The sequence below is a fragment of the Streptomyces sp. NPDC012935 genome (genome assembly GCF_042900345.1).
In the GTDB taxonomy this organism is placed as follows: domain Bacteria; phylum Actinomycetota; class Actinomycetes; order Streptomycetales; family Streptomycetaceae; genus Streptomyces.
The window spans coordinates 112,106-138,290 of sequence record NZ_JBIBBC010000015.1 but is presented as its reverse complement, the minus strand read 5'-3'; the positions used below and the strand labels follow the sequence as shown (position 1 = coordinate 138,290).

At 70.9% G+C, this 26,185-nt stretch carries 24 protein-coding genes and 1 pseudogene; 9 read left to right on the top strand and 16 right to left on the bottom strand.

Annotation, left to right across the window (positions count from 1 at the left end; translation table 11 throughout):
* The first annotated feature begins 112 nt into the window (after window positions 1–112).
* The 5 genes from ACFY5C_RS30630 to ACFY5C_RS30610 are packed head-to-tail and all read left to right on the top strand — an operon-like array spanning window position 113 to window position 5,855.
* The gene (locus ACFY5C_RS30630; RefSeq protein ID WP_389450061.1) at window positions 113–3,052 is read left to right on the top strand and encodes a nitrate- and nitrite sensing domain-containing protein; all 2,940 of its coding nucleotides are present in this window, start codon (window positions 113–115) and stop codon (window positions 3,050–3,052) included.
* Window positions 3,049–3,552 carry a roadblock/LC7 domain-containing protein gene (locus ACFY5C_RS30625; protein ID WP_328879344.1) on the top strand — a complete coding sequence of 168 codons (504 nt, stop codon included), beginning with the start codon at window positions 3,049–3,051 and terminating at the stop codon, window positions 3,550–3,552. The genes ACFY5C_RS30630 and ACFY5C_RS30625 overlap by 4 nt, the downstream gene beginning before the upstream one ends.
* Window positions 3,549–3,968, top strand: a complete 420-nt coding sequence (locus tag ACFY5C_RS30620; protein ID WP_363035412.1) for a DUF742 domain-containing protein — start codon at window positions 3,549–3,551, stop codon at window positions 3,966–3,968. Before ACFY5C_RS30625 ends, ACFY5C_RS30620 begins: the two co-directional genes overlap by 4 nt.
* Window positions 3,949–4,587 (top strand): ATP/GTP-binding protein, encoded by a 639-nt coding sequence (locus tag ACFY5C_RS30615; protein ID WP_389450058.1) that lies wholly within the window; start codon window positions 3,949–3,951, stop codon window positions 4,585–4,587. Before ACFY5C_RS30620 ends, ACFY5C_RS30615 begins: the two co-directional genes overlap by 20 nt.
* 14 nt (window positions 4,588–4,601) lie before the next feature.
* On the top strand, window positions 4,602–5,855 hold the full coding sequence (locus tag ACFY5C_RS30610; protein ID WP_389450054.1) for a styrene monooxygenase/indole monooxygenase family protein: 1,254 nt from the start codon (window positions 4,602–4,604) through the stop codon (window positions 5,853–5,855).
* Here the strand turns inward: ACFY5C_RS30610 and ACFY5C_RS30605 are convergent.
* The 4 genes from ACFY5C_RS30605 to ACFY5C_RS30590 form a co-directional block, all read right to left on the bottom strand.
* Entirely contained in the window at window positions 5,773–6,927 is a 1,155-nt protein-coding gene (locus ACFY5C_RS30605) for a C40 family peptidase (protein WP_389450051.1), read from the bottom strand. The two genes, ACFY5C_RS30610 and ACFY5C_RS30605, sit on opposite strands and share 83 nt — an antisense overlap.
* A gap of 102 nt (window positions 6,928–7,029) precedes the next feature.
* Complete coding sequence (locus ACFY5C_RS30600; protein ID WP_389450048.1) at window positions 7,030–7,332, bottom strand: hypothetical protein; 303 nt, start codon at window positions 7,330–7,332, stop codon at window positions 7,030–7,032.
* 10 nt (window positions 7,333–7,342) lie between these two features.
* The gene (locus ACFY5C_RS30595) at window positions 7,343–8,020 is read right to left on the bottom strand and encodes a TetR/AcrR family transcriptional regulator (RefSeq protein ID WP_389450045.1); all 678 of its coding nucleotides are present in this window, start codon (window positions 8,018–8,020) and stop codon (window positions 7,343–7,345) included.
* Window positions 8,021–8,272: 252 nt separating this feature from the next.
* Complete coding sequence (locus ACFY5C_RS30590) at window positions 8,273–9,211, bottom strand: diiron oxygenase (protein ID WP_389450042.1); 939 nt, start codon at window positions 9,209–9,211, stop codon at window positions 8,273–8,275.
* Window positions 9,212–9,338: 127 nt separating this feature from the next.
* Between ACFY5C_RS30590 and ACFY5C_RS30585 the strand changes: the two genes are divergently transcribed.
* Window positions 9,339–10,454 carry a ferritin-like domain-containing protein gene (locus tag ACFY5C_RS30585; RefSeq protein WP_389450039.1) on the top strand — a complete coding sequence of 372 codons (1,116 nt, stop codon included), beginning with the start codon at window positions 9,339–9,341 and terminating at the stop codon, window positions 10,452–10,454.
* Here the strand turns inward: ACFY5C_RS30585 and ACFY5C_RS30580 are convergent.
* The 6 genes from ACFY5C_RS30580 to ACFY5C_RS30555 all read right to left on the bottom strand — a co-directional run bounded on the left by ACFY5C_RS30580 (window position 10,451) and on the right by ACFY5C_RS30555 (window position 16,701).
* Window positions 10,451–10,969 carry a DUF3291 domain-containing protein gene (locus ACFY5C_RS30580; protein ID WP_389450036.1) on the bottom strand — a complete coding sequence of 173 codons (519 nt, stop codon included), beginning with the start codon at window positions 10,967–10,969 and terminating at the stop codon, window positions 10,451–10,453. The two genes, ACFY5C_RS30585 and ACFY5C_RS30580, sit on opposite strands and share 4 nt — an antisense overlap.
* 71 nt (window positions 10,970–11,040) lie before the next feature.
* Complete coding sequence (locus tag ACFY5C_RS30575; RefSeq protein WP_389450033.1) at window positions 11,041–12,519, bottom strand: penicillin-binding transpeptidase domain-containing protein; 1,479 nt, start codon at window positions 12,517–12,519, stop codon at window positions 11,041–11,043.
* On the bottom strand, window positions 12,516–13,934 hold the full coding sequence (locus ACFY5C_RS30570; protein WP_389450030.1) for an FtsW/RodA/SpoVE family cell cycle protein: 1,419 nt from the start codon (window positions 13,932–13,934) through the stop codon (window positions 12,516–12,518). The genes ACFY5C_RS30575 and ACFY5C_RS30570 overlap by 4 nt, the downstream gene beginning before the upstream one ends.
* 187 nt (window positions 13,935–14,121) lie before the next feature.
* On the bottom strand, window positions 14,122–15,357 hold the full coding sequence (locus ACFY5C_RS30565; protein WP_389450027.1) for an ATP-binding protein: 1,236 nt from the start codon (window positions 15,355–15,357) through the stop codon (window positions 14,122–14,124).
* Entirely contained in the window at window positions 15,354–16,103 is a 750-nt protein-coding gene (locus ACFY5C_RS30560) for a hypothetical protein (RefSeq protein WP_389450024.1), read from the bottom strand. The genes ACFY5C_RS30565 and ACFY5C_RS30560 overlap by 4 nt, the downstream gene beginning before the upstream one ends.
* A gap of 91 nt (window positions 16,104–16,194) precedes the next feature.
* Complete coding sequence (locus ACFY5C_RS30555) at window positions 16,195–16,701, bottom strand: protein phosphatase (RefSeq protein WP_389450021.1); 507 nt, start codon at window positions 16,699–16,701, stop codon at window positions 16,195–16,197.
* 112 nt (window positions 16,702–16,813) lie between these two features.
* Here ACFY5C_RS30555 and ACFY5C_RS30550 point away from each other — a divergent pair, with 112 nt between their 5' ends.
* Window positions 16,814–17,623 carry a nuclease-related domain-containing protein gene (locus ACFY5C_RS30550; protein WP_389450018.1) on the top strand — a complete coding sequence of 270 codons (810 nt, stop codon included), beginning with the start codon at window positions 16,814–16,816 and terminating at the stop codon, window positions 17,621–17,623.
* 139 nt (window positions 17,624–17,762) lie between these two features.
* Here the strand turns inward: ACFY5C_RS30550 and ligD are convergent, their stop codons facing one another.
* Window positions 17,763–18,644: a non-homologous end-joining DNA ligase gene (gene ligD / locus ACFY5C_RS30545; RefSeq protein WP_389450015.1), complete on the bottom strand. Its 882-nt coding sequence runs from the start codon at window positions 18,642–18,644 to the stop codon at window positions 17,763–17,765.
* Between the two features lie 71 nt (window positions 18,645–18,715).
* Between ligD and ACFY5C_RS30540 the strand changes: the two genes are divergently transcribed.
* Entirely contained in the window at window positions 18,716–19,771 is a 1,056-nt protein-coding gene (locus ACFY5C_RS30540) for a Ku protein (protein WP_389450012.1), read from the top strand.
* A gap of 12 nt (window positions 19,772–19,783) precedes the next feature.
* On the opposite strand, the pseudogene ACFY5C_RS30535 reads toward ACFY5C_RS30540, so the two are convergent.
* From ACFY5C_RS30535 to ACFY5C_RS30525, 3 genes and pseudogenes are all read right to left on the bottom strand, one after another.
* A pseudogene (locus ACFY5C_RS30535) lies at window positions 19,784–21,028 on the bottom strand (beta-ketoacyl-[acyl-carrier-protein] synthase family protein); the annotation flags it as partial.
* Window positions 21,029–21,166: 138 nt separating this feature from the next.
* Window positions 21,167–21,925, bottom strand: a complete 759-nt coding sequence (locus ACFY5C_RS30530) for a thioesterase II family protein (RefSeq protein WP_389450009.1) — start codon at window positions 21,923–21,925, stop codon at window positions 21,167–21,169.
* A complete protein-coding gene (locus ACFY5C_RS30525; protein ID WP_389450006.1) occupies window positions 21,922–23,283 on the bottom strand; it encodes a ketoacyl-synthetase C-terminal extension domain-containing protein in 1,362 nt (453 codons plus the stop codon). The genes ACFY5C_RS30530 and ACFY5C_RS30525 overlap by 4 nt, the downstream gene beginning before the upstream one ends.
* A 611-nt stretch (window positions 23,284–23,894) precedes the next feature.
* Between ACFY5C_RS30525 and ACFY5C_RS30520 the strand changes: the two genes are divergently transcribed.
* Entirely contained in the window at window positions 23,895–24,713 is an 819-nt protein-coding gene (locus ACFY5C_RS30520) for an SAM-dependent methyltransferase (protein WP_389450003.1), read from the top strand.
* 63 nt (window positions 24,714–24,776) lie between these two features.
* On the opposite strand, the gene ACFY5C_RS30515 is transcribed toward ACFY5C_RS30520, so the two are convergent.
* Both ACFY5C_RS30515 and ACFY5C_RS30510 read right to left on the bottom strand, forming a co-directional pair.
* On the bottom strand, window positions 24,777–25,697 hold the full coding sequence (locus ACFY5C_RS30515) for a helix-turn-helix domain-containing protein (protein WP_389450000.1): 921 nt from the start codon (window positions 25,695–25,697) through the stop codon (window positions 24,777–24,779).
* A gap of 139 nt (window positions 25,698–25,836) precedes the next feature.
* Window positions 25,837–26,067 (bottom strand): DUF397 domain-containing protein, encoded by a 231-nt coding sequence (locus tag ACFY5C_RS30510; RefSeq protein ID WP_389449997.1) that lies wholly within the window; start codon window positions 26,065–26,067, stop codon window positions 25,837–25,839.
* Between the last annotated feature and the right edge of the window lie 118 nt (window positions 26,068–26,185).

The following is a 26,185-nucleotide window of genomic DNA, read 5'->3' as shown; positions in this document are numbered from 1 at the left end:
GGTGAGGACACCCCCAGCTCGAGCAGTGGCGAGAGCTTGGGGAAGGGATGCACGCGAGGTCGACGGTAGTTGACGGAGTGTCATCCGGACCCATGGGTATCACGAGTCAGGAATGCGAGCACCGGTGCAGAAGATGCGGCCACGTCGCTCAGGCAAGAAGACGGCCTCCACGGGGGGCGCACAGCCCACTCCCGGCACCACCGACGACGCCACACCCGCCGGCAAGGGGCGCCCGACCCACGTACGGAACCGGCTGATCGTCGCCGTCGCCGTCGTGGCCGCCGCCATCGCCGGGGCCGGCGTCCCCTCGATCGTCGCCGCCTCCGGGCAACTGCACGACTCCCAGGAGCTGGTGACGCTCGCCGAGCAGACCGAGGACGCGCTCACCCTCGCCCACTCCCTGGCCGACGAGCGCGACGAGGTCACGTCGTACGTCGCCGCCGGCCGCCCCAAGTCCAAGGCGCCCAGCGAGCAGCGCAGCGTCCGCGTCGACCGGCAGGTCGAGGAACTGCGCGCCGACACCGACGCGCCCGCCTCGCTGCACGACGACCTCGACGGCATCGCGGCCGTGCGCAGGGGCGCGCTCACCGGCAAGAGCACCGCGCTCGAAGCGCACAACGCCTACTCGGCCACCATCACCGAACTGCACCGGCTCGCCGAGCGGCTGGCCGAGCAGATGCCGCCCCGCGCGGGCTCCGGCGCCTACGCGCTGGCCGAACTGGACTCCGCCGTGCAGCAGGCCGCCGCCACCCGGGGGCTGCTGCTCGCCGCGCTGAGCGTGCCGACCACCACCGAGACCGTCATCGACCCGGTCACCGGGGTCCCGGCCACCCGCGAGACCTCCTCGGACGCCGACGCCGAGCAGCGTGCCGCCCTCAGCGCCGCCGCCCAGCAGGCCCGCCTGCGCTCCGACGCCGCCGTCGCCGACTTCCGCGACTCGGCCCCGAAGACCGCGCGCACCTCGTACGACTCCACGGTCACCGGCCCCGAGATCGGCACCGCCGAGCGGTACCTCGCCGCACTGACCGACCAGGCCACGCTGTCCGACCGCGACCTGGGCACCGATGCCCGACGCGTCGAGGCCGCCCTCTCCGCACGGGTCGACATGATGCGCGGCGTCGAGTCCGCCCTCTACGACCGCCGCACCAAGGCCCTGGAGCAGCTGCGCGACGACGACGTCACCGCGCTGGAGATCCGGATCGCGATCCTCGGCGCGCTGATGCTGCTCGCAGTGGGCGTCGCCACGGGGATGGCCCGCAGCCTCACCCGGCCCCTCGCCGTACTGCGCCTCGGCTCGGCCCGGCTCGCGGCGGCCGAGGACCCGGCGGCTCAGGAGCCGGTCAGGTTCACCGGGCGCAAGGACGAGTTCGCCCAGGTCGTCGACTCCGTCAACGCCCTGCACGCGCACGCCCTCGCCCTCCACGAGCGCATCGGCACCCTGGAGTCCGACCGCAAGCACCTCGTCGGGCAGCGCCAGAGGATGGCCGACGCCCGCGAGGGGCTGCGCACCGAACTCGCCGAGTCCGCCGCCCAGCTGGAACGCCTGCGCGACAGCATCGGCAGCACCTTCGTCAACCTCGCCCTGCGCACCCTCGGCCTCGTCGAGCGTCAGCTCGCCGTCATCGAGGGCCTGGAGGAGCGCGAGCAGGACCCCGAGCGCCTCGCCACCCTGTTCAAGCTCGACCACTTCGCCACGGTCATGCGCCGGCACAGCGAGAACCTGCTCGTCCTGGCCGGCACCGAGCACGTCCAGCAGCACGCCGGACCGGTTCCGCTGGTCGACGTCGTGCGCGCGGCGGTCAGCGAGATCGAGCGGTACGAGCGGGTCCGTATCGCCGCGTTGCCGCCGCACGCGCACGTGGCGGGTTTCGCGGCCGACGACCTCTCCCACCTGCTGGCCGAGCTGATGGAGAACGCCACGTCGTTCTCCCCGCCGGACCTGCCCGTCGAGATCTCCGGCTGGCTGCTGGAGAGCGGCGAGGTGATGCTCTCCGTCCAGGACGAGGGCATCGGCATGACGGACGAGCGCATGTCCCGCCTCAACTCCCGCCTCGCCGACTTCGACCCCGAGAACTCCTACGACCAGGAGGGCGACGAAGGCCTGGGCCTCGGCCTGTACGTCGTCGCCCGCCTCGCCCAACGCCACGGCGTCCGCGTGCAGCTGCGCGAGCAGAAGCAGGGCGGCGTCGCGGCGGTCGCGGTCCTGCCGGGGGGCCTGCTGGCGGCGGCGCCGCCGGCCGCGGTCCCCTCGGACACGCCGCACCACACGGGCGCCCACACCTTCTCCCTCCCGGGCGCCGACGCGGAGGCCAACTCCAACGTCCTGCCCGGCCGCGCCAAGGGCGAGGACCCGCTGGTGGCGCTGGCGGAGCGGGCGGTACGAGGGGCGGGGGACGCCGACAAGGCCGGACCGGACACCGGGGGCGCCGACAAGGCCGGACCGGAGACCGGGGGTGCCGACAAGGCCGTACCGGAGGCCGGGGACGCCGACAAGGCCGTACCGGAGACCGGGGACGCCGACAAGGCCGTACCGGAGACCGGCTACGCCGAGGAACCCGTACGCCGGCCGGTGGCACCCGAGGCCGAGCAGGAGCGGGAGCATCCCGCCGAGACGACGATGGAGCTGCTGATCCCGGCGCAGGCGACGGGGGAGGAACCGCCGGCAGCGGCCGAACCTGTAGCCGTCGAACCCGGGGCCGCCGGCGGCGAGCACGTCCCACAGGGGCCACCGGCGCCCGAAGGCGCTTCCGTCGCAGGCGAAGCCGAGGCGGTGCACGAACGAGTCCCCGACGAGGCAGACGAACCCGTCACCGACAAGGGCCTCCCCAAACGCACCCCGAAGATCACCGCCCCCGCCCAGGCCCCGCGCCAGCGGACGGGCACGGTCGACGCCGACGCCCTCCGCAGGAGGCTGGGCGGCTTCCGCCAGGGAGCGGCGGCCGGCTATCGCGACGTACAGGCGGAGATCGCCGAACACACGGGCCAGAGCCCGGCACCGACCACGAAAACCGAAGCAGCCACGGGGGGCACAGCCGAGGAGGCAAGCAGTTGACCGCGCCCAGTACCTTCGGACTGAGCAGTGAAGCCCGCAACCTGCACTGGTTGTTGACGAATCTGGTCGAGGAGGTGCCGGGCATCCAGTCAGTCGCGGTGGTCTCCTCCGACGGGTTGCTCCTGCTCTCCTCGGACCACGCCCGCAACGAGGCTGCCCGGGAAGCCAGGACCGACCGGCCCACCGGCCCACGCGGCTCCTCCGCCGACCTCGCCACCATCGTCTCCGGCATCGGCAGCCTCACCATCGGCGCCGCCAAGCTGATGCAGTTCGGCGGCGTGAAGCACACGATGGTCGCGATGGACGAGGGCAGCCTGTTCGTGATGTCCATCAGCGACGGCTCGCTGCTCGGCGTGCACGGCTCCGCGGACTGCGACATGAGCGTGGTGGCCTACCACATGGCGCTCTTCGTCGGCCGCGCCGGTCACGTCCTCACCCCCGAACTCCGCAGCGAGCTACGGAAATCCCTAGAGGCCGCGTCGGCAGGGAGTACCCGATGAGCAACGCCCCGAAGAACAGGCAGCAACTCCCCGTCCGCGGCGGCGATCGCAAAGCCGCCCGCGTACGCCCCTACTCGCTCACCGGCGGGCGCACCCGCTTCGGCCACGTCCTCCTCGTGGAGACGTTCGTGGCGGCGCTGGAGGCCCCGCAGGAGCGCAAGGAACTGACGAACGGCTCCCTCAACACCCGGGTGATGCCGGAGTTGCGGGCCATCGTCGAACTGTGCCGCCGGATGCGCACGGTGGCCGAGATCGCCGCGCTGCTGAAGATGCCGCTCGGCGTGGTCCGGGTGCTCCTCAGCGACCTCGCGGACCAGGGAAAGATCAGGGTGTACGGCACGGGAACCGGCCACGGCACGGGCCGGCCGGACCGTGCTCTGCTGGAAAGGGTGCTGAGTGGACTCCGTCGTCTCTGACGCCGCTCGCGGTGTCTCCCCGCTCCTCGGTCAAGAGGGGCCCGAACAGCCCTGGCAGACGGACCGCACCCGGGCCCCCATCGCCACGAAGATAGTCGTGGCCGGTGGCTTCGGCGTCGGCAAGACCACGCTGGTCACCGCCGTCTCGGAGATCACGCCCCTGCAGACCGAGGCGCTGATGACCGAGGCGAGCGAGGAGACCGACGACCTCACCTCGACGCCCGGCAAGCTGACCACCACCGTGGCCATGGACTTCGGCCGCATCACGCTCGACGACGACCTGGTGCTCTACCTGTTCGGCACGCCGGGCCAGCAGCGGTTCTGGTTCATGTGGGACGACCTGGTGCGCGGCGCCATCGGCGCGGTCGTGCTGGCCGACACCCGGCGGCTGAAGGACTGCTTCCCGGCGCTGGACTACTTCGAGAGCTGCGGACTGCCGTACGTCGTCGCGGTCAACCACTTCGACGGCAGCGAGAGGTTCGAGCCCGAGGACGTGCGGGAGGCGTTGACGATCCCCGCGCACATACCTGTAATGATCATGGACGCGCGGCGGCGGATCTCGGTCATCGAGACCCTCCTGTCCCTCGTCGGCCATGCGCTGGACGTCACCCCCGAGTAGGAGAACAACCCCGGATGCGGAAGATACTCGTCGTCGGAGCCGGCCAGTCCGGACTCCAGATCGCCCTCGGACTCCAGTCGAACGGGTACGAGGTCACCCTGATGTCCAACCGGACGGCGGACGAGATCCGCTCCGGCCGGGTCATGTCCACGCAGTGCATGTTCCACACGGCACTCCAGCACGAGCGCGATCTCCAGCTGAACTTCTGGGAGTCCCAGGCCCCGAAGATCGAGGGACTCGGCGTCTCGGTGGCGGCACCCGGCTCCTGGGGCGAGGGCCCCGCGGCGCGGGCGATCGACTGGCTGGGGCAGCTCGACGGCTTCGCGCAGTCGGTCGACCAGCGGGTGAAGATGGCCGGCTGGATGGAGACGTTCGCACAGCGCGGCGGCCAGCTGGTCATCCACGGCGCGGCCGTCGGCGACCTCGACTACTTCTCCCGTACGTACGACCTGGTGCTGGTGTCGGCCGGCAAGGGCGAGCTCGTCCAGATGTTCGGGCGGGACGCCGAGCGGTCCCCGTACAGCGAGCCGCAGCGCGCGCTTGCCGTGGCGTACGTCCACGGCCTGGGCCCGCGTCCCGAGCACCCGGACACCGAGGGCGTCCGCTGCAACCTCGTCCCCGGCGTCGGCGAGCTGTTCGTCATGCCCACCCTGACGACCTCCGGGCGGGCGGACATCCTGTTCTGGGAGGGCATACCCGGCGGGCCGCTCGACGTCTTCGACGGCGTGAAGGACCCGGCGGAGCACCTCTCCCTGACCCTGGAACTCATGGAGAGGTACGTGCCCTGGGAGTACGCCCGGGCGACCAAGGTCGAACTCACCGACGCGGGCGGCACGCTGAGCGGGCGGTACGCCCCCACCGTGCGCAACCCCGTCGGGCAGCTTCCCGGCGGCGGGCTCGTGCTGGGCGTCGCCGATGTCGTCGTGGCCAACGACCCGATCACCGGGCAGGGCTCGAACTCCGCGTCCAAGTGCGCCGCCGCGTATCTCGCCTCGATCCTCGAGCACGGGGACAAGGAGTTCGACGAGGCGTGGATGCGCGCCACCTTCGACCGGTACTGGGCCACCGCGCAGCACGTCACCAAGTGGACGAACGCGATGCTGGCGCCGCCGCCGGAGCACATCCTCAACCTCATCGGGGCGGCCGGACAGTTGCCGCCGGTGGCCGACCGGTTCGCCAACGGGTTCAATGACCCGGCCGACTTTGAGAACTTCTTTTATGAGCCGGAGAAGACCGCGGCTTATCTCGCGGAGGTTTCGGGGGTCTGACCTCGGGGCGCACCGCCCCCAGGAGCGGGTTCGACGCGATCGGGGAGACCTTGATCTTCTCGCCGGGACGCGGGGCCTGGATCACCTTGCCCTTGCCGACGTACATGGCCACGTGCGTGGCGTCCGGGAAGTAGATGACCAGGTCGCCCGGTCGCAGTTTCGTCAGCGGGATGCGGTCGAGCTGCGCCCACTGCTCCTGGCTCGTGCGGGGGATCCGGGTGCCGGCGTGGGCCCAGGCCTCGGACGTCAGGCCCGAGCAGTCGTATGACTTCGGGCCTTCCGCGCCCCACTTGTACGGCTTACCGAGCTGCTTCCTGGCGTAGCGGATCGCGCGGTTGGCCTTGGAGGACGGCTTGTGGTCCTCCTTGGCCAGTTCGCCCGATGCCATCAGTTCTTGTTGGGCTCTGGTGATGCTCTTCTTCTCGAATGAGGCCAGGGCGGTGAGCTGGTCGGCGGTCAGGGACGCCAGGAGCTCTTCGACCTGCTTGAGCCGCTTGTGCACGGCGTCCCTGTTCTTCTTCTGCCGTTCGGCGAGGACGAGTTGGTGGTCCAGGGCCTTGCGGGCCTTGCGGGCCAGCTCGTCGGCCTTGTGTTCGGTGCCGGTCAGGCGGCCGACCGTCTCGGCGCGCTCGCGTGCCAGCAGGCCGATGACGTGGCCCTGGTCCAGGGCGTGCTGGGGGTCGCGGGCCAGGAGCAGGCGCACGTACGGGGAGATGTCGGTGGTGTTCTGGTACTGCTGGCGGGCCAGGCGGCCGGCCGCGCCCCTGCTGTCGTGCAGGGAGAGGCGGGCGCGGGACAGGGCGGTGTCCAGGCGGATCACCTCGGTGCGCTGCTTCTTGAGCTTTTCCTCGGTGGCGTTGTAGGTCTCCGTCGCCTTCTCGGTCTCGCGGTAGAGACGCTGAAGGTCTGTCAGGAGACGTGCGGTGGATTGCTCTTGCGGGTCGGGGGCGGGTTCGGGTGCCGCCGTCGCGGGTGTGGACGCGGCTGCCGACGCGAGAATCGTCGCGGTCGCCGTTGCCGCCGACACCGCCGTCGTGCGTGCCCGACGCAGCAGCCTTCGCCTTTCTGACACGTCATCACCTCCGGTGCGGAGAGGCTTTCTGCTCCGTACCGTGAGGATCAGGCGGGGGAGGCCGGTTCGCGCGGTAGGTGTGCGCGGCTCGGCTCAGTCACTTCACTCGTTCGAGTCGTGCGGCTTGCTCTGCGGCGTGGTGTCTGGCTTGGACCAGGGCCAGTTCAGGCGGCGGCTGTGCTTGCCCTCGGGGTCGTACTCGTACTTCCAGCGCTGGGAGAGGCCCATACGGCCGCCCGGTGCGCGGGGTACGCGGCGGTAGACGAGGACCGTGGGCTCGCCGCCGTGCGGGTCGGGGACGGGGATGCGGTACGTCTTGGGCGGGTGGCCTGTGATGCCCAGCAGTACGGGCAGGACCCGGCCGTCCATGGGGCCGCCCTCGAAGGGGGTGTCTTCGCTCTTCACGGCACCAGTCTCAGCTATCCGCGGTCGGCTGCTCGGACTGCTGCTCCGCCAGCTTCTCGGTCAGCTCGGCGGTCTGGGGGTCTCGGCCCGCGGTGACGGAGAGTGCGGCCACGAACTGCTCCACCAGCCAGTCCCGCAGTTCCTCCACGGGGGGCTGCTTGCCCTCGTCCAGCCAGATGAGGGAGGCCGCCTCGACCGCGGTGATCCACATCCGTACGGTCATGCGCAGGAGGCGGCCGGGGGCGGTGACGTCCAGGTGCCGGAGGATGTGCTCCGCCGCGGCGCGGCGTACGCCGTCGACGATGGCGGTCGTGCGGGACGTCTCCACGACGCTGCCGCCCTGGAGCAGGGCGCTGAAGCCGGCGTCGTGCTGGTCGACGAAGGTCAGGTAGCGGTCCAGGGCACGGGACAGGCGGGGGACGAGGGGGCCTTGGAGGGGTTCGTCGAAGCAGTGCTGGAGTTCTTCGGCGGCCGAGCGCAGGGCGGCCTCGTAGAGCTGCTGCTTGCCACCGGGGAAGTAGCGGTACACCAGCGGGCGGGAGACGCCGGCTGCCTCTGCCACGTCGTCCAGGGAGACGTCCTCGGGGGCCCGGTGTGCGAAGAGGGTGAGGGCGGCGTCGAGGAGCTGGGTGCGGCGTTCCTCGACACTCAGGCGACGGTAGGCGGGGGTGGGGGCCGAGGGCGTCATGACCAGCAGCGTAACCTCCGGCGATCGGGCGGGGATGCCTGCGGCGGCCCGTCGTCGTCCGGTGGGGGTGCGGGTAGCGCCTGCGGCCGTGGGTGGGTCGGGGTCGTGCCGGGGGTGTCCGTCCTCGGTCGGGCGGTTGCCGTACCTCACGAGGCTCCGTTCCCTGACGCCCGCCGCTGCGGGCGGACACCCCCGGCACGTCCCCTTGCCGCCGTAACGCGGGTGCCGCGCCGCGAGGGTGTGCCCGTCTGGTTACGCCAGGAGGCCCGATGACTTCCACAGGCGGCGGCCCGCTCCGCGCAGTACGCCGATGTCGTCCAGGAAGTCCGTCAGGCGTTTCGCGCCTGTCTGCATGACCTCGCGGCGGTGGCCGCTGGCCTTCACCTGGGCCATGGCCTCTCGCTTGTCGAGGCCTACGTTCGTGTAGACCTCGGGGTTGACGAAGGCCACGGAGAAGACGCGGGCGAACTCGCCGGAGGTGATGCGGGTGAACTCCTGGGACCACCTCGGGGCCGTCACCATCTGGCGGCGCAGCTCCTCACGGGCGTAGCGGACGTGGCGGGCCTCCTCGACCACGTGTATGCGGGTGACGCCTCGGACCAGGGGCTGGACGCGCTCGTCCGGGAAGGTCAGGCGCTGCATCCAGTCGAGGACCTCCTCGCCGAGGAGGGTGGCGGTGAAGGAGCCGGGGGTGGTGGAGATGGTCTTGAAGAGGCGGCCCAGGTTCTGGTGTGCGCGGCTGACGGGGTACCAGGGTGTGTCGCCGTGGGAGATCAGGCGGGCGAACATCTTGGAGTGGCGGCACTCGTCCTCGATCTCGGTGAGTGCGTAGCGCACATGGGCGCTCGTCGCCGCCTTGTCGTAGATGTGGCGGACCAGGAGCTGCATGAGGATGATCTCGAACCAGATGCCCAGGGAGGCGAGGGCCGCGGCCTCGTGCTGGGAGAGGAGGACGCGCTGTTCCTCGCTCATGCGCTTCCACAGCGGGGTGTCGTAGAGCGAGACCAGCTCGGGGGGCCAGAACCACTTGCCCTCCTCGTAGGGCGCGTCCCAGTCCAGTTCCTTGTCGGGGTCGAAGGAGTGCTTGGCGGAAGAGGCGAGCAGCCGCTCGGCCACCTGCTCGCGGTCCTTGAGCAGGCCGAGTGCGTCGCGCAGTCCGTCGAGCGCGTCGGCTTCCGTCAGGGTCGTCATCGGTCTCTCACCTCTGTTACCCGGGGGTACGTCGTCCGACTGTTATGAGACTGCTTGTCAGCAAGCTCGTCAATCCCTTGCGCAGGACTTGTTGACCGCGCGTCTATCGCGTGTGAGCCTGCGAGGCATGCCGACATACGACCTGTACGCCAAGGATCCGGGGCAATCGATCTGGCAGGTGCCGGCGTCCGGCGCGGCCCGTTTCAGCTGGGAGTACGACGGCGGGCGTGACCGGCTTCTGGCCCTGTACCAGAAGGGCAAGGACAAGCAGTGGGACGGGCAGCTGCGGATCGACTGGGAGTTGGAGGTCGATCCGTGCGACGCGCTCGGTACGCCGGACGAGTCGATGGCGCTGTACGGGACGCCGTACTGGGCCAAGATGAGCGAGCGGGAGAAGGGCGAGCTGCGCAAGCACTACGCCTCCTGGCAGTTCAGTCAGTTTCTCCACGGTGAGCAGGGCGCGATGATCTGCGCCGCGCGGATCGTGGAGTCGGTGCCGGACATGGACGCGAAGTTCTACTCGGCCACCCAGACCATGGACGAGGCGCGGCACGCCGAGATCTACGGGCGCTTTCTGCACGAGAAGATCGGGATGGTCTATCCGATCAACGACAACTTGCAGTCGCTGTTGGGCGACACGCTGCGCGACAGCCGCTGGGACATGCCCTATCTCGGCATGCAGGTGCTGATCGAGGGGCTCGCGCTGGCCGCCTTCGGGATGATCCGGGACACCACCGACAAGCCCCTGCCCAAGCAGATCCTGGCCTATGTGATGCAGGACGAGGCGCGGCACGTGGCCTTCGGGCGGATGGCGCTTCGGGACTACTACAAGCAGCTGAGCGAGGCCGAGCTCCGGGAACGTGAGGAGTTCGTCATCGAGGGCTGCTATCTGATGCGGGACCGGCTGCGGGGTGTCGAGGTCCTGGAGAACTTCGGCATTCCGAAGGCCGAGGCCGAGCAGATCAGTGAGCGGTCCGAGTTCCTGCAGTTGTTCCGGCGGCTGCTCTTCTCGCGCATCGTCCCCTGCGTCAAGGACATCGGGCTGTGGGGCGAGCGCCTTCAGCAGGCCTATGTGGACCTGGGGGTGTTCGAGATGGGGGACTCGAATCTGGACCTGCTGATGGCTCAGGACGAGGAGATCGCCGAGAAGCTCGACGCCGAGCGGTTCGCGGCGGAGGAGCGCGAGCGGGTCGCCGAGGTCGAGGGCGCGATCGCGGCGGGCGCTGAGGCCGATCCGTCCTAGACCGAGCAGCCCAGGCCGTCCGGCACCTCGCCGAGCAGCGGCTGCGCCCCCTGCGGCGGGAACGACGTGCGCAGGGTGAAGGCGTAGGGGGTCGGGCCGTTCGTGCGCAGATGCAGGAGCCGGGACTCGGCCTCCGCGACCGTCGGGCGGTGCCCCGCGGGCACCCACCACAGGGTCACCATCGCCTCCTGCACCCTTTCGAACCACTCACGGCGGCGGGCCAGCATCTCGCGGTGACGGCCTTGGTACATGTACGCGGTCAGGGCGTTCGTGTCCCGCCACACCGACATGTTGATGATCAGCCAGTCGTCGCCGAAGACGCTCACGTCCGTCGCGTCGCCCGAGTCGCCCTCCAGCCGCCACACGAAGCCGTCGGCGGCGTCGGCATCGGCGTTCACCGGATCGAGGCTGTCGACGAAGTCCTTCAACTGCGGGGAGTCCAGGGGGGCCTTGAGGCGGGCGATGTTGACCTGGGCGAGTTCGTAGGAGGCTTCCTGCGCGGTTGGTGTCGTCATGGACCGAACGATAGGTCGGGCGGAGCCGGGGCCACAGGGGGTGTCTCAGTACGTGGGCACGGTCGCCCGCGTCAACTGCCGTCGGGGGAGGGGGATTTCAGTACGGCCTCCATCACCGCCCGCGCGATGGGCGCCGCGTCCCCGCCGCCGCTGATCTCGCCCCGGTCGGCGTCGGCGTCCTCCACCACCACGGCGACGGCGACCTTGGGCTCCAGGTCGGTGTCGCCCTGCGCCCAGGAGACGAACCAGGCGTACGGCGTGCCGGAGTTGCCGAGACCGTGCTGGGCCGTGCCGGTCTTGCCGCCCACCGTCGCGCCGGGGATCCAGGCGTTCGTGCCGGTGCCCTCCCGTACCACGTCCACCATGAGTTCCTTGAGAAGGACGGCGGTCGACGGGCGCATGGCCTGCCGCATCGGGCGTGACCCGGCCGTCGAGACCGTGGAGCCGCCCGCCCTGGTCGTGCGTTCCACCAGGTACGGCGACCGTACCTGGCCGCCGTTCGCCACGGCCGCCGCGACCATCGCCATCTGCAGCGGCGTGGCGCGGGTGTTGTACTGGCCGATCGACGACAGGGCGAGCTGGGCCTTGTCCACCTTGGTGTCGAAGGTGCTCTCGGCGACCGAGTACGGGATCTTGAGGTCCGGGTCGTTGAAGCCGAAGGCTCCCGCGGTCGCCGCCATCCGGTCCACCCCGACCTGGACGCCCAGCTTGGCGAACACCGTGTTGCACGACCACTCGAAGGCCTTGCGCAGCGGTGCGTTCCGGCAGCCCTTGGACTCGTTCGTGAGCGAGGTGCTGGTGCCCGGCAGGGTGTACGGCTCCGGGGAGTCGGTGCGGTCGTCCAGGTCCTCGACCACGCCCGAGTCCAGGGCTGCCGCTGCCGTCATCACCTTGAAGGTCGAACCCGGCGGATACGTCTTGCGCACCGCCCGGTTGAGCATCGGCTTGTCGGCGTCGCGGTTCAGCGTCGACCAGGACCTGGCCACCGCAGAGCGGTTTCCGGACAGGACGGACGGGTCGTACGACGGGGCGGACACCAGGGCCAGGATCCGGCCCGTCGACGGCTCGATGGCCGCCACCGCACCCTTGCGGCCCACGAGGCCCTCGTAAGCCGCCTCCTGCGCGGCCTTGCGGAGCGTGGTGACGACGTTGCCGCCGGGATTGCGGTCGCGGACGGCGACGCCGTTCCACAGCGGGAACGGCGTCAGCAGCGGGCTCGTGCCCGACAGGACGCCGTCCTCGGTGTGCTCCAGCAGGGTCGTGCCGTACACCTGCGACGCGAAGCCGGTGACGGGGGCGTACATCGGGCCGTTCGTGTACGTCCGTTCGTAGCGGAGGTGCTCGCCGGTGTCCCGGGAGCCGGTGACCGGTGTGCCGTCGACCAGGATGTCGCCGCGCGGCTGCCCGTAACGGGCGATCGTGGTACGGCGGTTGGCGATGTTGTCGTCATAGGACGGCGCCTCGAAGACCTGGATGCGGGCGGCGTTGACGAGCAGCGCGATCAGCAGCAGCGCGCAGAAGAAGGCGGCGTGCCGGATGTGCCGGGTCATCGGGCTGCCTCCGCGGTGACACCGGTTTCCGTCGGCACGGCGGCCTCCTCGCTCTTGGGGACGCCGAGGCGGCTGCGCGCCCGGTCGCTCACGCGGATCAGCAGCGCCACGATCGCCCAGTTGGTGACCACCGACGAGCCGCCCTGCGCCAGGAACGGCATCGCCATGCCGGTCAGCGGGATCAGGCCCGTCACCCCGCCGGCGATCACGAACACCTGGAGCGCCACGATCGAGGCGAGCCCCACCGCGAGCAGCCGGCCGAAGGGGTCGCGCAGGGCGAGGCCCGCCCGGTAGCCGCGCTCCACGAGCAGGCCGTAGAGCAGGAAGATCGCGGACAGGCCCGCCAGGCCCAGTTCCTCCCCGGCCGTCGCCAGGATGAAGTCGGACTTGGCCGCGAAGCCGATCAGGATCGAGTGGCCGAGGCCCAGTCCGGTGCCGAGCATGCCGCCGGCCGCGAAGGCGAACAGCGACTGGGACAGCTGGTTCGGGCCCTCACCCGCCTCGATCGACGCGAACGGATGCTGCCAGTCCTCGACCCTGCCGTGCACATGGGGCTCCAACTGCCCGACGGCCACCGCACCGAGCGCCGCGAGCAGCAGGCCGAGTGCGATCCAGCCGGTGCGGCCGGTGGCGACGTAGAGAAGGACCACGAACAGGCCGAAGAACAACAGCGAGGTGCCCAGGTCTCGTTCGAGGATCAGTACGCCCACGCTCAGCAGCCAGATGGCGACGATCGGGCCGAGGACGCGCCCGGTGGGCAGTTGCAGCCGGTTGACGCCGAAGACCCGGCGGCCCGTGTAGGCCAGCGCGCTGCGGTTGGCGGCCAGGTACGCCGCGAAGAACACCGCGAGCAGCACCTTCGCGAACTCGCCGGGCTGGATGGAGAATCCGGCGATCCGGATCCAGATGCGGGCCCCGTTCACGGACGGGAAGAAGATCGGCAGGGTCAGGAGAATGAGCGCGGCCACGACACAGACGTAGGAGTAGCGCTGGAGCACGCGGTGGTCGCGCAGCAGGAGGACGACCACGATGAACAGGGCCACCCCCAGCGTGGACCACACGAGTTGGGCGGGCGCCGCCCGGTCGCCCGGTGTCTCCAGGTCGAGCCGGTAGATCAGGACCAGGCCGAGGCCGTTGAGCAGCACGCCGATCGGCAGCAGCAGCGGGTCGGCGCAGGGGGCGCGCAGACGCACCGCCAGATGCGCGACGAACGCGAGTACGCCGAGCCCGGCGCCGTAGCCGGCGGCGCCGGGCGGGACGGTGCCGTTCTTGGCGAGGCCGACCGCGCAGTAGCCGTACACGGAGAGCAGGACGGCCACGACGATGAGGGACAGTTCGATGCCACGGCGCCGGGGGAGACGTGCGGCGGGAGCGGGCGCGTCCGCTGCCACCAGGGTGGTTCCGGCCTTGGTCATGTCCGGAACTTACCCAATTAGTCCGTCTTGTGTGCCTTACGGCTCAGCGCCAGCGTGGCTTGGGTCCGGTGACACCGTTGGAGCAACGGTGCGTCGTCGCGCGCGGTGCCGGGCCGCGGGAGGGGAGCCAGGAGGTGTTGGGGAGGCCCCGGGGGAGACCAGGCGGTGCGCCCCGTCCGCGACGCGTCTAGCGGAGCGTCAGCGTCGCAACGGCTCCGCCGTCCGCCGAATTGGTGAACGTCAGCCGCGCGCCGAGCACCTCCGCCTGCCCCAACGCGATGGTCAGCCCCAGCCCGTGCCCCTTGGAACCGCCTTCCGTGCGGAACCGCTGCGGCCCGTGCGCGACGAGGTACTCCGGATAGCCCGCACCGTGATCCCGCACGGTCACCACGGGCCCGTCCACCGTCAGGACGACCGGCGCGCGCCCGTGCTTGTGCGCGTTCGCCACCAGATTCCCCAACACCCGCTCCAGCCGCCGCCGGTCGGTCTCCACCACGGCGTCCCGTACGACGACGACCTCGGTCCCGGTCCCGGACGCCCGCACCACCCGCTCGGCCAACGCGCCCAGCGGCTCGGAGTCCGGCTCCGACCGCTCACGCCCGCTGTCCAGCCGCGAGATCTCCAGCAGATCCTCGGTCAGCGTGCGCAGCGCCGCCACCCGGTCCTGCACCAACTCGGTCGGGCGCCCCGCCGGGAGCAGTTCGGCCGCCGCGTGCAGTCCGGTCAAGGGCGTGCGCAGCTCGTGTGCCACGTCCGCCGTGAAGCGCTGCTCGGCGAGCAGCTTGCTCTGCAGGGAGGACGCCATGGAGTCGAGGGCGGCGGCAACGGAGGCCACCTCGTCCTGCGGCCGGGTCGGATCCTTCGTACGGGGATCGTCGACCCGCGCGTCCAGATCGCCCCCGCTGATCCGCCGGGCCACCCGGGACGTGGCGTGCAGCCGGCGCGTCACCCGCGTCACCGCGAACGCGCCCACCAGCACCGTCGCCCCGATCGCCAGTGCCGAGGACCACACGATCGCCCGGTCCAGCCCGTCGATGGTGCGGGCCTGCTGCGAGTAGTCGACCTCGACCGCGAGGGCCCGCTCGCCGTCGGCGGGGCCCGCCGCCCACATCGTGGGGCGATCCCGGTGCTCGGCGACCATCGTGCCGCGCTCCCCGGCCACCGCCAGCTCCCGCAGGGACTCGGGCAGCTCCGGCGGATCCAGGCCGACGCCGGACGGGAGGGTGTCCCCGGCCTCGAACGCGGTCGTCGCGTCCTCCAGCCGGGACAGCGCCTGGTCGCGGGCCTGGCCGACGGTCTGGTTCGTCACCGAGACGTGCACGAGGATGCCGAGCAGCGCGGCGAGCGCGCAGCACATCACCGTGATGAAGAGGGCGGCCTTCACCGCGAGCGGACCGGCCCACTGGGGGAGCCCGACTCTCATGGGGTGCTCGCCGACGGGGTGACGGACGGGGAGAGGGAAGGCGACGCCGAGCGTGAGGGGGAGGGGCGGGGCGTCTTCTTGTGGCCGGTGCGCAGCATCTCGTCGTGCGTGAGCAGCATCGCCTTCTGGTCCGCGTCCCAGGTCCACTGCAGCCGGTACTCGTACCCGGCGACCTCGGACGGCGAGCGTATGATCACCGACCGTCCGGCCAGCTCGACGCCGCTGACGGCGTCGTCCCAGGCCATCACCTGTACGAGCCGGTGCTTCTCCACGGTGTAGACGCGCACCGCGGTGGTCTTGCCCGGCATCAGCCGGAAGCCCAGCGTCAGCTCGGGGCGCCCGTCGCCGGTCAGGTCCCGGTAGTACGGCCGCAGCACCGGGCACTTGCCGCGCCCGGCACCCTGGTCGCACTCGGCCATCAGGCTGCCGGTCTCGCGGTACATCGCGTCCTTGCCGCTGTACTCGTCCCGGTGGCCGGCGATCTCCTTGCGCACGACCGCCACCGGCTGCACATCGCGGATGTCGCCCTTGGGAAGGTCGACGCCCTTCACGACCTCCCTGTTCACCTCGCCCACGACATAGGCGGGGCTGGACGCCGGCGTCAGCTTCGGCCACAGCTTGTCCGGGCTCACCGCGACCTCGGTCGGGCCCGCCCCCTGGAGCTCCCCGGCGTCACCGCAGGCGGTCGCGGCCGCCAGCAGCAGGGCGACGAGCACGACGAAGCGCGCGGGGCGGCTGCGGGGCACGGTTCTCCTGGGGATCGAGTGGTGTCGGCCCGTACACACTATTCGGACGGAAGTCCTTTTTGCGCACCCGGTGGGCGGACGGGCGAAACGATTACTCGGTGAGCTCCTCGAGGAGCCGGGCGGTCGACAGCCCGGCGCGGAGGTAGTCGACGAACAGCTCGTTGTGCAGGGCCCACGGAGAGCGGCGGGAGCGTATCAGGCGGATCGCCTGCTCGGCGGAGTGGCTCCGGCGGACCAGGGCGTGGGCGATGACGAGCCCCGAGCGGTTGTAGCCGTGGTAGCAGCGCACGAGCACCCTGCGGCCCCCGTCCAGCGCCTCGCACGCGGCCTCGGCGAGCCGTATCACCCCCGCGAGCTGGGTGCCGTCCAGCGGCCCGTCGGGGATCGGCCACACATGGTGCTGCACGCCGGGATCGGGCCCGTGGCCGGGCAGGCGCAGCAGAGTCTGGACGAGATCGAACTCGTCCCGTACGACGGCGAACTCCACTTGGCCCGACCGCCCCCGGAACTCGTGCCCGCCCATCCACAGGCCGGGCACGATCTCGCTCCACGGGCTGTCCGGAGCCGGTACGTCGGGTTGCTTCCTGCGGGTACGCAACGGCGCCTCCCCAACCACCCCCAGGGCGGTCTGCCCAACTCCTCTCAAAGGTAACCGGGTTCTTGCCCGCGCAGCACCCCGCCTGTTCCCATGGTCAGTGGGGTGATGGTGCATGAGCGGACTGCGCGTCATACCGACCTGGCGACACGGTCAGGAGCGGCTCTACGTCTGCCTCACGGACGGGCGGAACATCGCCTGGTACGACCGTGAGGCGGCCCGGATCAACCTGCTCAGCGAAGACCGCAGAGAGGATGTGCTGGAGGCGCTCGGGCCCTTCGTCACCGGCCCGGTGACGGTGGGGCCGCCCCCGGTCCCCACACCCGCCGAGCTGGCCCGGCTCACCCTGCATCCGGACGACGACCTGGCGCCCAACCGTCCCGGCGAGGCGCTCCTGGTCTCCCTCGACCGCGACCCGGGACCAGTCGGCCGACTCCGCCGTCCCGACCCGCGTCAGCGGGCGCTGACAGCGCAGCAGACGGTCGGGGAGGCGCTGGACCGCCTCGACGGCGCGGGCTGGCACACGCTGCACTCCGTGCCGCTGCCCGGCGGCGACCGCATCCATCACCTCTTGATCGGCCCCGGTGGGCTGTTCGCGCTGCACACCCTGTACGCCCGTAAGCAGAAGGTGACCGTCGCCGACCCGATGGTCACCCTGGGCCGCCGTGACTCCCACCCGCTGCTGCGCCGCGTCCGCGCCGACGCCGACCGCGCGTCCTACGCCCTCACCGCCGAGGTCCATCCCGTCCTCGCCCTGGTCGCCCCGTCCGACGTGACCATCACCGGGCCGCTGCGGGAGGTCCGCGTCCTCGAGGACACGGAGGTGGCGGGGCTGGCCCGGACGGGCGGGGTGCTGAAGCCCGCGGACGTGGAGGCGCTGCATGCGATGGCCCGGGACCGGGGGGTGTGGCTGGCCGCCGGCTGAGTCGTGGGGTCGGGGCCGGATATTCAGCCCCTCCGGCGTTTGAGGAGCGAGGGGCCAGGGGGCAGCGCCCCCTGGCGGGTCGATGGGGCGGAGCCCCTTCAAGGACGGGACGGGTAGGGGCGGCGGGGGCGAGGAAAACTCACGGCAGTGAACCCGCACCGTCCCCGTCGAGAAGCGGAGCCAGCAGGTCGCCGTGCTCCTGCAGCCGCGCAGCCAGGTCCGGCGCGAGAACGGTCAAGGCCTCGGGCGAGCGGCAGCCCTCCACCTCGTCCCACGTCACCGGCGCGGACACGGCGGGCTCACGCCGAGCGCGCAGCGTGTACGGCGTGGCCGTCGTCTTGCGGGCAGCGTTCTGGCTCCAGTCCACGAACACCTTGCCGGCCCGCAGACTCTTCGTCATCCGGTGGATCGCCAGCCGGGGCATGGCCTTCTCGGCCTCCACGGCGAGCTCCTTGGCGTACTCGGTGGCCCGCTCGGACGAGGCGGGACGGATGGCCGCAGCGAGATGCAGCCCCTTCGAGCCGGACGTCTTGGCATACGCCTCGATGCCGTCCGCCGCCAGTCGTTCCCGCAGCCAGAGCGCCACCTCGCAGCACTCGACCACGCCGGCGGGCGAACCCGGGTCGAGGTCGAAGACCAGCCGGTCGGCCTCGCCGGGAGCGTCGATCACCCACTGGGGCGTATGGAACTCGGTGACGAGGTTGGCCGCCCACATCAGACTCGCGAGGTCCTGCACGAACACCATGCGCGCCGGCCCCTCGACACGAGGGACCTCGGCGGTGGTGACCCACTCGGGAGTGCCCGGTGGAACGTTCTTGGTGAAGAACACCTGGCCGTCCGGACCGTCGGGGTACCGCAGGAAGGACACCGGCCGATCCCGCAGGTGCGGCAGCAGGGCGTCGGCCGTGGTGGCGTAGTAGTGCAGTAGCTCGCCCTTGGTGAAGCCGGTCGCCGGATACAGCACCTTCTCCAGATTGCTGAGCGCCAGCCGTCGCCCCTCCACCTCTGTGATCGGCGTCATACGATGAGAATTCCAGAAAATCTGAGGGATGTCCGGGTGATCCTGGCAAAACGATCGAAAGGGTGCTGCACGTGCGATCCATCTGGAACGGCGCCATCTCGTTCGGCCTGGTCAGCATCCCGATCAAGCTCGTGAACGCCACGGAGAACCGCTCGATCTCCTTCCGTCAGATCCACTCGGAGGACGGCGGGCGTATCCGCTACCGCAAGGTCTGCGAACTGGAGGACCGCGAGGTCACCCAGGCCGAGATCGGCAAGGGCTACGAGGACGCGGACGGCACGGTCATCCCGATCACGGACGAGGACCTGTCCCACCTGCCGCTCCCGACCGCGAAGACGATCGAGATCGTGGCGTTCGTGCCGGCCGACCGCATCGACCCGCTCCAGATGGACAGCGCGTACTACCTCGCGGCGGGCGGCGCGCCCGCGGCCAAGCCGTACACCCTGCTGCGGGAGGCGCTGAAGCGGAGCCAGAAGGTGGCGATCGCCAAGTACGCCCTCCGCGGCCGGGAACGCCTGGGCATGCTGCGCGTGGTCGAGGACGCCATCGCCATGCACGGGCTGCTGTGGCCGGACGAGGTCCGGACCCCGGAGGGCGTCGCACCGGACACGCACGTCACCGTGAACGACAAGGAGCTGGACCTGGCGGACGCCCTGATGGACACCCTCGGCGAGATCGAGCTCGACGAACTGCACGACGAGTACCGCGAGGCCCTGGAGGAGGTCGTCGCCGCGAAGGCGGCCGGCGAGGCCCCGCCCGAGCTGCCCGAACCGGCGAAGTCCGGCAAGGTCCTCGACCTGATGGCGGCTCTGGAGAACAGCGTGCGGGCGGCGAAGAAGTCACGCGGCGAAGAGCCGGGGGAGGCGGAGGTCAGGTCTTTGCCCCAGCGCAAGACGGCCCGGGCGGCGCCCAAGCAGGCGGCGGGCAAGAAGTCGACGGCTGCGACGAAGAAGGCGGCGGCCAAGAAGACCGCGTCGTCGGCCAAGAAGTCGACGGCGAAGCCGGGCCAGGGCGCTAAGAAGTCGACGGCCAGGACGACGGCGAAGAGCACCGCCAAGAGCACCGCCAAGAGCACCGCGAAGAAGACCACGGCCAAGAAGGCCGCGTCGCGCAAGCGCACAGCCTGAAGACTTCGCGCCCTATCTCCGCCGCAGCGCCAACACCGCGTTGTGCCCCCCGAACCCGAACGAATTGCTGAGCACCAGGTCCCCGTCCACGGGCAGCGCCCGCGGCACCCCCCTCACCACATCCAGCCCGATCGCGTCGTCGACCTCCCCGCACCCGACGGTCGGGGGCACCACCCCGTGATGCAGCGTCAGGACGGCGGCGACGGCCTCGACCCCGCCCGCCGCACCCTGGAGATGCCCCAGGTGCCCCTTGAGCGCCGTAACGGGTACGTGCCGTTGCCCGAGTACCGCCCGCAGCGCGCCCGCTTCCGCCAGGTCGCCCTCGACCGTGGCCGTGGCATGGGCGTTCACGTGGACGACGTCCGCGACCCGCCCCCCGGCATCGCGCAGGGCACGGCGCAGGGCCAGCGCGACGCCGCTGCCGGACGGGTCGGGGGCGGCCATGTGGTGGGCGTCGGCCGACAGGCCCCAGCCCGCGGCCTCGCAGTAGATCCGCGCGCCACGCGCCCGTGCGTGCTCCTCGGCCTCCAGGACGAGCATCCCGGCACCCTCGCCGTTGACGAACCCGTCCCGGTCCTTGGCGAAGGGCCGGGAGGGCGAGCCGGTCGAGGGGTCCCCGTCGGCCAGGGCCCGCATCGCCGCGAAGGACGCCATGATGGCGGGGGTGACGACGGCTTCGGCGCCGCCCGCCAGAGCCACGTCGAGCTGGCCGTACCGTATGCGGTCGATCGCCTGCCCTATCGCCTCGGTTCCCGACGCACAGGCGCTCGTCACGGTCCTCGCCTCACCCGTGATGTGCAGGTCCAGCGACACCTGGGAGGCGGCCTGTGACGGCACCGTCATGGGGGTGGTGAGCGGCGAGACCGCGCGCGGCCCCTTCTCCCGCAACTTCCGGTCCCCGCCGACCAGTACGGACGCGTCACCGAGAATGGCCCCCAGGCTCACCCCGACCCGCTCCGGCTCGACTTCGCTCTCCCGCGTGCCGCCCACGGCGAACCCCGCGTCGACCCACGCCTCCCGGGCGGCCAGCACCCCGAACTGAGCGGCCCGGTTCATCCGTCGGGCCACCGGGCGGGGCAGCAGCCGGGCGGGGTCCACGGGCACGACCCCTGCGATCCGCACGGGCAGCCCGGCGAACTCCTCCCCCTCCAACTCCCGTATCCCGTGCCGCCCGTCGAGCAGCCCCCGCCACAGCTCGGCGACCCCGACGCCCAGCGGTGTGATCGCCCCGAGGCCGGTCACGACGACCTTCCGGGGTGCCGGCGTGGGTGCGGCGGCCTCGCGTGCGGCGGCCTCGCTCATCGGGGCATGCCCCCTCAGGTCGTTGAAAGGGAAACATGCCCAGTTCTCTCAGCTCTTGCACCTCACCACTTGTACGTCCGTTCGACGCGCCGCTCACGACAGCAGCGAGGTGATCAGCGCGATCAGCTCCTCTCGGCGCGGGGTGAGATAGAAGTGGTTCCCCTCGAAGGCCCGGACGTCCAGCCCCTCGGTCGTGACGTCCGCCCATGCCGAGAGGTCCTCGATCGAGCAGGCGGGATCGCGGTCGCCGCCGCAGGCCGTGACCGGAACCCCCAGCCGGTGCAGACGATCCGGGCGGTACGTCGCCAGCAGCCCGAAGTCCGCGCGCAGGGCCGGCATGATCAACGGCCGCAGCGTGGGGTGCTCGTAGACGGCGGCGCCCTCGGGGTCCAGCCGCCGGACGTGGTCCAGGATCTCGGTGTCGGTCTGGAGCGGGCGCGGCGCCTGTTCCTGCCGGACAAGGGGCCGGGTGCGGCCCGACACGATCAGGCGGGTGAGGGTGCGGCCGGGAACGTCCTCCAGACGGCGGGCCACCTCGTACGCCACCGACGAACCCATGCTGTGGCCGAAGAAGGCCAACGGCACGTCGTCGGTCAGCTCGTGCAGCAGGGCTGTCGTGATCGCGCCCGCCAGCTCCTCCATCGTGCTCGCGCAGGGGTCGGACAGCCGGTCCTGGCGGCCGGGGTACTGCACCGACATGACCTCGATCTCCGGTGGCGTCAGCTTGGCCCAGTCGCGGAAGAAGCCCGCCGCGCCGCCCGCGTGGGGGAAGCACACCAGGCGGACTCTCGCGCCGGGCGCGCTCACGCCCCTGAGCCATCGGGTCCGGCTGTCCGGGAGGGGGACGGTCATGACTCTGCCTCGAATTCGGAGAGGAGGGTGTCGAGTGCGCCGTCGGCGTCGCCGTTCTGCTTCGTCTCGACGATGCGGTTCGTCATGTCCTTCAGTGTGATCGGTTCGAGGAACAGCTGGATCGGTACGTCGATGCCCAGCTCGTCGCGGAGCCTTCCGGCGAGGTGGACGGCCGTCAGCGAGTCGCCGCCCGCTTCGAAGTACGTCTTCTCCAGGTCGGGGGCGCCGTTGAGTTCCAGTGCCTCGATCACCAACTCGGCCACTTTGGAGGCGAGTTCGTTCTCCGGCGACGGCGACGGCGACGGCGACCGCGACGGCGACGGAGCCGACGCCGGGGTCGGGCTCGGCAGGTCGGGCGCTTCCGCCGTCCTGTCCGCCGTCGCCGGCCGCCTCGGCGTCAGTGCGCCGTAGCTCTCACCCGCGAACGGGTACGTCGGGAGTGACACCCGCCGTACGTCACCGTCGAGGGCCGGCCAGGTCACCTCCTCGCCGCTGAGCCATGCCTCGCCCCGGGGGTCGGTCACGGTGTCCCGGCGGCCCCCGGCCAGGGACGTGAGTTTGTCTGCGGCCTCCCGTGCCCCGGCGGCCACGACATAGCCGCGTACGGGCATCGCCACCCGGCCCGTGCGGAGGGTGTGGGCGACATCGGCCAGGGACGGGGCGTCCGCCTCGCGCAGGCGCCGCGCCAACCGGTCCGCGAGTGCGGCGAGTTGGTGCTCGGTGCGGGCCGACAACGGCAGGACCAGCGGGTGCGCGGGACTGCCCGGTCGGGTCCGCTGCTCCGGCGCCTCCTGCACCACCACGTGCACATTCGTGCCGCCGATTCCCACCGACGTCACGCCCGCCAGCCGGGGCAGGCCCGCCCTGACCGGCCACTTCTCGGCCTCGGTCACGAGCCGCGGCGGGGAGTCCCGGAGCGCGGTGACCGGGCGGGTGACGTCCACCGTCGGGGCCAGCGTGGCGTTCTCCAGCATGAGGACTGTCTTGATCAGCGCCGCCGCCCCGGCTGCCGCGTCCGCATGCCCGATGTTCGACTTCACCGAGCCGATGCGGACATCGCCCGCACGACCGCCTGCGAAGGCCGCGCTCGCCGCCTCCAGTTCGATCCGGTCTCCCAGCTCCGTCCCGGTCACGTGTGCCTCCACGTACTGCGCCGCCGACGGCTCCAGCCCCGCCGCCGCCCACGCCTCCGTGATCGCGGCCGTCTGCTGGTCCACCCCCGGGGCGGTGAAACCGACCTTGCCGGAACCGTCGTTGGTGACCGCCGTACCCCGGATCACCGCGCGCACCGGGTCACCGTCGGCCGGCGCGTCCTCCAGTCGGCGCAGCACCAGCACGCCCACCCCGCTGCCCGGCACCGTGCCGGCCGCCTTCTCGTCGAAGGGGCGGTCCAGGTCTCGAAGACGAAGGCGAAGCGCAGGACGGAGTTACCGACCAGGGATATCGCCTGCCCGCTCCAGACGAGCATGAAGCGGCCCATGCCGCTGAACCGGCCCGGCCTTCCCCCGTCCTGCGCGGTGTCGTCGAGCGAGCGCGCCGAATCGGCCACGTGCGTACCCCCGTCGAATGTGGCTTCCGACCAAGAACCCTAGTTCGAAGTGGCGCGCCGTACAGCCCCGATCATGAAAGGCGTCCGAGAAGCCCTCACGGGTGCGACTCCATGGCCGTGAGGGCAGGCTCCGACTGGCGTCGAACTGGAGTGCGTCGTATGCATCTACGCATCTTTGGCGACACGGCGACACGGCGACATGGCGACATCCGGGACGAGAGGCGCCTTCTCCGGACAATTGCGCCGTTCTGTGGCCGGGTTGAGTTGGTTCCCCGGCCTGCGGATTCCGTCGGCGGCCCGTCGCCGAGGGGTCATTTCTCCAGCGGTTGACCGATGGACTGGCCCCACCAACTTCCCCCTCCCTAGGATGTGTTGTCGGCGAGGTGATCTCCTCGGCCGGCCCTGTGACTGGGGGAAACGATGGAGCCTGGAAAGCAGCTGTCCACGTCGATCGATGCCACGATTCCGACAGCCGCGCGCATGTACGACTACTACCTCGGCGGCAAGGACAACTACGCCTCCGACCGAGCCGCCTGCGAGGAGCTGGACAAGGTCGTCCCCAGCACCCGCGCCCTCGCCCTGAACAACCGCCGCTTCCTGCAGCGCGTGGTCAGGACACTGGCCGAGGACCACGGCATCCGGCAGTTCCTCGACCACGGCTCAGGTCTGCCCACCCAGAACAACGTCCACCAGGTCGCCCAGTCCGTCGACCCGTCCTCGCGCGTGGTCTATGTCGACAACGACCCGATGGTCCTGGTCCACGGCCGCGCCCTGCTGGACCAGAACGACAACACGGCCGTCATTCACGCCGACATGCGTGAGACCGACGCGATCTTCTCCCACGCCGACACCGAGCGCCTGATCGACTTCTCGCAGCCGGTGGCGGTGCTGTTCAACTCGGTCTTCCACTGCATCCCCGACAGCGACACCGACGGCCCCCTCGCCGTGGCCCGCCGGGTGCGCGAGCACCTCGCGCCCGGCAGCTTCATGCTGATGTGCCAGCTCGTCAGCGAGGACGCCAAGGTCCGCGAGTTCGTCACGGACTTCATGGACCAGGCGACACAGGGGCACTGGGGCCGGGTGCGCCAGGAGAAGGACGTCGCGGAGTACTTCGAGGGTCTGGAGATCCTCGAACCCGGCCTGGTCGAGGTCTCCACCTGGCGCCCCGACACCGAGGTGGCGCCGCGTCAACTGACCCAGGAGTGGATCGAGTTCGGAGGTGTCGGCCGCCTGCCGTAACGAAGCTCCGCCCTTCGGGGCGCAGTGCTCTACGGGGCGCAGTGCCCTACGGGGCGCAGTGCCCTACGGGGCAGGGGAGTACCGGGCCTTCGTCTCGCGCAGCCGCTCCAGCGACTCGCGCGGGTTGAGGGCCTCGTCGCCGAGACGGTCCAGGGCGATCCGGTACTCCTCCGTCTCGTCCTGGTCCTCCAGGAAGGCGGCGCTCTTGATGTGCTCCAGATAGACGATGTCGGCCAGATCGACGCCGCCGAAACGCAGATAGGTGACGGGAATGGCCGGCGCGGACGCGTTGGTCACGTCCAGGGGCACGATCTGCAGGGTCACATGGGGGAGCCGAGCCATCTCCTCCAGGTACTCGAGCTGTTCGCGCATCACCTCGCGGCTGCCCAGCATCCGCAGCAGCACCGACTCATCGACGATCGCCCACAACTGAGGCGGGTCCGCGCGGCGCACCAGTTCCCGCCGCCGCATCCGCAGCTCCACACGCCGCTCCACCTCGCGGCCGGGCGCCGACGGCAGCCCGCGCTCCACCACGGCGCGCGCGTATGCCTCGGTCTGCAACAGGCCGGGCACGTACTGGATCTCGAAGGTACGGATGGCCGTCGCGGCCTCCTGCAGCCCGACCAGCCGGTCGAACCACTCGGGCATCAGCCGCTTGTCATAGCGCTGCCACCACCCCGGCTCACCGGCACGCTTCAGCAACTGCAGCAGCACCGAGGCCTCGTACTCCTCGGTCCGGTACTCGTTCAGCAGCAGGCGGACATCGGCCTCCGTCGGGGGCCGACGCCCCTTGCCCGCCTCGATGCGCGACAGCTTCGCCGGACTGAAACCCACGGCACGCGCCGCCTGGTCCTGGGAGAGGCCCGCGTCCTCGCGGATACCCGCCAGCTGGACGCCGACCAGCATCTTCAGCAGGGTCGGCGCGGGTTCGGTCCGGCTCAGATAGGGCTCGAGGCGGGAGATGCGAGGTGACTCGGCGGACATCCTGACTCCCCGTAGACCGGCATACGACAGACCGCATTATCGCATCCCGCCGCCTCCTGCCGCCAAAACCGCGGCAATTGAAAGGCTCAACTTCCGCTTCCCAGCGGTGTTTCGCTTCCTTTCCGGTCCTGTGTCGCGGTCATGCGAGGTGGTCGAACTCTCCCTCCTTGGCACCCGCCAGGAACGCGGTGATCTCGGCCGGCGTGTACACCAGGGCCGGTCCGTCGGGGTCACGGGAGTTGCGCATCGCGATGCTGCCGTCGACCAGGCTGGCCACCTCGACGCAGTTGCCCTCGGCATTGCTGTGCCGGCTCTTGATCCAGCGGACGCCCAACGAGCTTGCCCGTACGCCGTTCTGTGCTGTTGGCACTGCACTCTCCTTGCTCACGTTCGGCCACGCGTGCGCTCCGTCGCCCCGCCGGGCCCGGACCGCATCACGTGTTCTGCGCCGACACCCTTGCGCAATTTCCCGTGAAATTGCACGGAGG